A 5,251-nucleotide genomic window follows, 5' to 3' on the forward strand; every position below is an offset into this window, starting at 1 on the left:
CCGCGCGGTCCGCTGAACAGATAGGCGTGGTTGACCCGGTCGTTGCGCAGTGCCGTCCGCAGCGGATCGGTCACCTGAGCCTGGCCGATGAGCTCGGCAAAAGTCTCTGGCCGATAACGGCGATACAGGGCGGTGACCACCCGTCAAGACTACCCGGGCAGACCGACACGACGGCCGTGTTCGCCGCCGGCTGTGAGTGAGAAGGGACGGAGAACCGCGGTGCGAGTGCGGGCCCAATTTTCCCGAGAGGGCCCGCACCGCGTTCCCGTAGGTACGTGTTGAGTGAGACCCGACTCCCCCAACGCGTCAAGTATGACTTACCGGACATGCGCACGCAACGTATGACACGCCCTGAAGGAGTCGAGGTAAATATGCCTTATGTGGAAAGGGGGCGAGGCGGGGATGCCGGAGAGGGGAGGCCCAGCGCGACCTATGGGGTGCACAGGTCACGCTGGGCCTCGGTGGGCGACGGTTCGGGTACCGCGCCCACTGGATGCCGGATCGAGAAGACCGTTGTTTGGGGGAACACCAGGGAGCTTTTCGATGAGGGCATCCACGTCAAGAACGTCGGGAAGCGTTCTTGACGCTGCTTTGACAACAGTTTCTGGATATCAGATGGTGAACCTCCGCCGGGTATCGATATGCACAGACGATGCTGGGAATGGAAATCAGGCGGAGAGGAGCACGTCGTCTCGCACGTCCGAGATGAGCTCGACGGTCCGTGGATCCGCGGGCCTGCCCAGCGCTCGGTACTCCCATCCCTTGGCGCGGAAATCGTCCGCATCAAGGGCGTGGCGACCGTCGACGACCTTGCGCTGGTTGACCAGGGTGCTCAGGTCGTCGGGATCGGCCTCCCGGAACTCCTGCCATTCCGTCAGCAGCACGATCACGTCGGCGCCCAGAACGACCTCCGCGAGCGAATCCGCATATCGGAGCTCGGGGAACGAGCGCCTGGCGTTGTCGTTCGCCTCGGGATCGTAGACCGTCACGATCGCGCCTTCGGCGTGCAGCATGCTGGCGACGTCCAGCGCCGGCGCATCCCGGATGTCATCGGAATTCGGTTTGAACGCCGCGCCGAGCGCCGCGACCCTGATCCCGGTCAACGATCCGCCGGCCAGTTCCCGCACCAGATCGACGGTGCGCGTCCGGCGGCGCCGATTGATGCCGTCCACCTCCCGAAGGAAGGCGACGGCCTGTCCGACGCCGAGCTCTTCGGCACGGTGGGCGAAGGCACGGATGTCCTTCGGCAGGCACCCCCCACCGAAACCGAGGCCGGGCTTGAGGAACCGGGAACCGATCCTGCTGTCGTAGGCGAGGGCGGATGCCAACAGATTGACGTCAGCCCCGGTCGCCTCACAGACCTCGGCCATGGCATTGATGTAGGAGATCTTCGTGGCGAGGAAGGAATTCGCGGCGACCTTCACCAGCTCCGCGGTGGCGAGGTCCGTCACGATGAGGGGGGTCTTCGCGTCGAGCATGGGGCGGAAGGCCGCGGACAGCTGTCGTTCCGCCCACTCCGACTGCACCCCGAAGACGAGCCGATCCGGGTGCAGGGTGTCCTGCACGGCGTACCCCTCGCGGAGGAACTCGGGGTTCCAGGCGAGCTCGACCTCTGTTCCGGCGGGCGAGGCGGTCTGCACGATCGTGGTCAGTCTGGCCGCGGTCCCGATGGGCACCGTCGACTTCCCGACGATGAGGGCGCGGCCGGTGATGTGGCTGGCCAGTTCGGTGAAGGCGAGTTCCACGTAGGTCAGGTCCGCGGCATCCGAGTCCTTCGATTGCGGGGTGCCGACGCAGACGAAATGCACGTCGCCCCACTCGGCGGCCTCGCGGAAATCGGTGCCGAATCGCAGCCGCCCGCTGTCCAGGGCCTCCCGCAGCTTCTCGGGAAGGCCGGGTTCGAAGAACGGGACCTTCCCAGCCGCGAGGGCGGCGATCTTCGCCGCATCGACGTCGACGCCGAGGACGTCGAAACCGAGTATCGCCATGCAGATCGCATGCGTGGCCCCGAGGTAGCCGGTGCCGATGACCGTGAGCCTCGGGTGCTCGACGATCGGCAACGGCGTTCCGGGGGCGATGGTGCTGTCGTTCATGATGTTCTCCTCGTTCGGGTCGAAGAATCGGATGGCGGCGGGTGCCGGGTCATCCGCCGGTGCAGGGGATATTGCTTGCGCCGCTTGCGGCACCCGTCACCGTGTTGTTGCACTCGACGATGTTGCCGAGTGCAGGTCGTGAGGCGATCCCGTATCCGGGACCGTTGACCGCCGACGTGTTGTCGCGGAAGACGTTCTTCGTCCCCCACCCGTCCACGATCTGGTGGGTCTGGAAGCCGTCGTTCGGGGAATTCACTCCTTTATTACCCTCGATCGTCCAGCCGTTGCCCTTGACATCCACCCAGGAGTCCGCGGCGGTGATGCCGGCCCCGTCGAAGGAGTTGTCGCGGAGGATGCCTCCGGTCGTCCCCTCTTTGATGTCGACACTTTCGGAGGTGGTGTCCGAGATCACGTTCTTCTCGACGACGTTGCGGTCGCTGTTGTCCGGTTTGCAGTCGCTGATGTCGCACCAGTTGCTCTTCGCCGTCCCGATGTAGATGCCCTCGCCGAACTTGGCCTTGTGCAGACCGGTGTGGTTGACAACGTTGCCCGTGACGGTGTTGTCGGTGCTGTTCTTGCGCAGGTGGATGCCCTCGTCGCCGATGCCGGTGACCGTCAGTCCCTCGATGAGCGAGCCAACCGTCCCGTCGGCGACGAGTCCCTTCTGACCGTTGCGGAGCGTGAACCCGTTCAGGTGCCAGTACGACGCTCCGTCGAGGTGGAACACGTATCCCTTGGAGTCGTCTCCGCCATCCAGAATGCTGTCCGCCCCACCGCACAGAGAGATCGGAGCGGATGCCGTCCCCGACACCGAGGCGACGAAGTTCCCCGTGTAGGTCCCTGGGGCGAGCGTGATCGTCGCACCCGGCTTGGCCGCGGCCAGCGCATCCTCCAGCTCGGAGGCGGACTTCACCGTGGTTCCGCGAGCGCAGGAGGACGACGACGGGGCCGCCGTCGCGGAGGTGCTGGGGCGAGGGCTCGGTGAGCGAGACGGCGCGGACGTCTCCGCGTCGGTCGGCGCGGGCCTGCCGCTGCCGTGGATCGCCACGGAGACCCCCCAGACGACGGAGGCCACCACGGCGCCGGCCACGAAGGCGACGACGAGCAATGGAATCGTCTGTCTGTTCCAATAGGTGCGGAGTTGGGCCACGATCGTCAGCTCGTTCCGTAGTTGGTGACCGGTGACGAAAGCGTCGGCCGCGCGGGCTCAGCCGACGACCGATGCGGATCGGCGGATGCCACAGGCGCGGCACCGGTCGAGGAGATGGCCTGTCCTTCGATCTCGCTGGGATCGAGGATGCCCTTGCTGAGAGCGGTCAGCGGGGCGTGGCTGGCATACGGATGCCGGATGCCCGGCCGGCGACGCCCGAGGCCCCCGATAGCGGTGATGACCACGATGAGGCCGAGGACGATCCATAACACCGTCAGAGGCTGGAAGATGCTGCGAAGGGTCGCCCCGAGGGGCTTGGTGCTGATCCAGTGGGTCGAATCGTTCTTGTCGACCTCGACGCCGGTCGCCCTGGAGTGGTCGATCGAGGTCGAGCCACTGCCGCTCAAGGCGTTGCCCGCGATGGACGTGCCTGCGCTGGCACCGACGAGGGTGATGCCGTGCAGCGTCACGTCGGAGACGGTGTTCCGCTCGATGGTCGCGGTGGATCCCCTCAGGTAGACCCCGGTCTCCGCCCCGGAGATGGAGTTCTCCTCGACGGTCGACTTCGTGACGCCGTCGAACAGGGCGATGCCGTGCTTCTGGCTCTGGTCCACCGTGTTGCCCCTGATCGACACGGCCGAGGCGGCACGGCTGACGACGATGCCCATGAGGTTGGAGGTGACGGTGTTGTCGCTGACTTTGACGTTGGTGCCGCCGAGTACAACGATGCCGTACCGGGCGTTCCCGCTGGCGGTGCTATCGCTCAGGGTGTTGTTGCCGTAGCTGCCCACGGCGGTCCCCGTGGCGTTCGGGCCGCTGGCCAGGGGGCTCCCGTTGAGCGAGATTCCGTCGCGTCCGTTGCGGGTCGAGGTCAGCTGGCTGAGCACGATCCCCGTCGCCGCGCGGGTCATCGCCAGGCCGTCCACGGCATTGTCGTGCGTCTTCGTGTTGGTGATCGTGCTGTTCGTGACGTAGCGATGGAGCACGATCCCGTCGACGAGACTGTTGCGGAACTCGCTGTTGGCGACCTTGATGCCGTCTGACCCGTTCACGAACAGGCCGTAGGCGTTGCCGTCCGAGGTGACGTGCGACAACAGCGCCGTGACGTAGCTGTAGCCCGCCGTCGCCGATTCGACCGCGGCGGCGACATCCGAGACGGTGCCGGTCGGCTGGATCTCGGTCCCGTGCACCTTGTCCGGGCTGTCCGTCGTTCCTGTGGTGGGAACGGCCGCCGCCGCGGTGTCGCTGGCCGTCTCATCGGTGCCGGTCAGCGACAGGCCGCCCGTCACCCCGCTCCAGAAGCCAAGGTGATCGAACCTGACGTAGCTCAGGTTCGCACTCCCCCCGATCACCCGAACGTACGCGCGCCCGTCCGACGTGTCGGTGTCGAGTTTGCCCTTGCTCGCATCCCAGGCGTTGATCCGGACCGGCGCCTTCTTGGATCCGGTGATCGCAAGGGTTCCACCGGTCGACACGATCGAGTTGAACCCCTTCGCCGAGCTGGAGAGATGGATGACGAGGCCGTCCGGATCGTCCAGCTTCAGGACGGCTCCGCTCTGAACGATGATGTCGTTGGACAACAGGAAGGAGCCGTCCGGCTGCCTGACGAAGCCGTCGGGGATGAGCGTGAGCAGATCGCTGAGGACGTAGGGCTGCGGACGCTCGACGAGCACAAGCGTTGGCTTGCGCCCGACAGAGACCCGGTACGGCGCATTGACCGAGAGCCCCCGCCACCGGGCGGCCGCCGCGATGGCGCGAACGCTGTAGATCCGCTGCTGCTCGGTCGCCACGATGGCGGCCTCCTTGTCGGCATCCCCCGGGTAGGGGCGGCCGACGATGGTCGTCGTGGACGCGGTGGCGTCGTCCGACGTCGAGGCGGTCGCCATCGCGGGAACGGCGAGGAGACATCCCACCGTCGTCGCGACGGCGGTAGCGGACAGGGCGAGCGATCGGATGAGACTCATGACATCACCGGCTCACCGGCGTGCTTGGCGGCGGGCACGGGCAC

4 protein-coding genes are annotated in these 5,251 nt (G+C 66.4%); 1 reads left to right on the forward strand and 3 read right to left on the reverse strand.

From position 1 onward, the window contains the following. Window positions 1–668: 668 nt before the first annotated feature. Together VGC18_RS00440 and VGC18_RS00445 are read right to left on the reverse strand one after the other, a co-directional pair. The gene (locus VGC18_RS00440; protein WP_331093083.1) at window positions 669–2,093 is read right to left on the reverse strand and encodes a UDP-glucose/GDP-mannose dehydrogenase family protein; all 1,425 of its coding nucleotides are present in this window, start codon (window positions 2,091–2,093) and stop codon (window positions 669–671) included. A gap of 49 nt (window positions 2,094–2,142) precedes the next feature. Then, on the reverse strand, window positions 2,143–3,006 hold the full coding sequence (locus tag VGC18_RS00445) for a right-handed parallel beta-helix repeat-containing protein (RefSeq protein ID WP_331093085.1): 864 nt from the start codon (window positions 3,004–3,006) through the stop codon (window positions 2,143–2,145). 1 nt (window position 3,007) lies between these two features. Between VGC18_RS00445 and VGC18_RS00450 the strand changes: the two genes are divergently transcribed. Further along, on the forward strand, window positions 3,008–3,226 hold the full coding sequence (locus VGC18_RS00450) for a hypothetical protein (RefSeq protein WP_331093087.1): 219 nt from the start codon (window positions 3,008–3,010) through the stop codon (window positions 3,224–3,226). Between the two features lie 22 nt (window positions 3,227–3,248). Here VGC18_RS00450 and VGC18_RS00455 read toward each other — a convergent pair whose 3' ends face one another. Beyond that, window positions 3,249–5,207, reverse strand: a complete 1,959-nt coding sequence (locus tag VGC18_RS00455; RefSeq protein ID WP_331093089.1) for a right-handed parallel beta-helix repeat-containing protein — start codon at window positions 5,205–5,207, stop codon at window positions 3,249–3,251. Window positions 5,208–5,251 lie beyond the last annotated feature (44 nt).

The sequence above is a fragment of the Lacisediminihabitans sp. genome (assembly GCF_036404185.1).
GTDB lineage: Bacteria > Actinomycetota > Actinomycetes > Actinomycetales > Microbacteriaceae > Lacisediminihabitans.

What these genes read in the sequence shown, in the direction of transcription:
- VGC18_RS00440 (WP_331093083.1), bottom strand. Translation starts at nt 2,093, where the DNA reads ATGAACGACAGCACCATCGCCCCCGGAACGCCGTTGCCGATCGTCGAG.
- VGC18_RS00455 (WP_331093089.1), bottom strand. Translation starts at nt 5,207, where the DNA reads ATGAGTCTCATCCGATCGCTCGCCCTGTCCGCTACCGCCGTCGCGACG.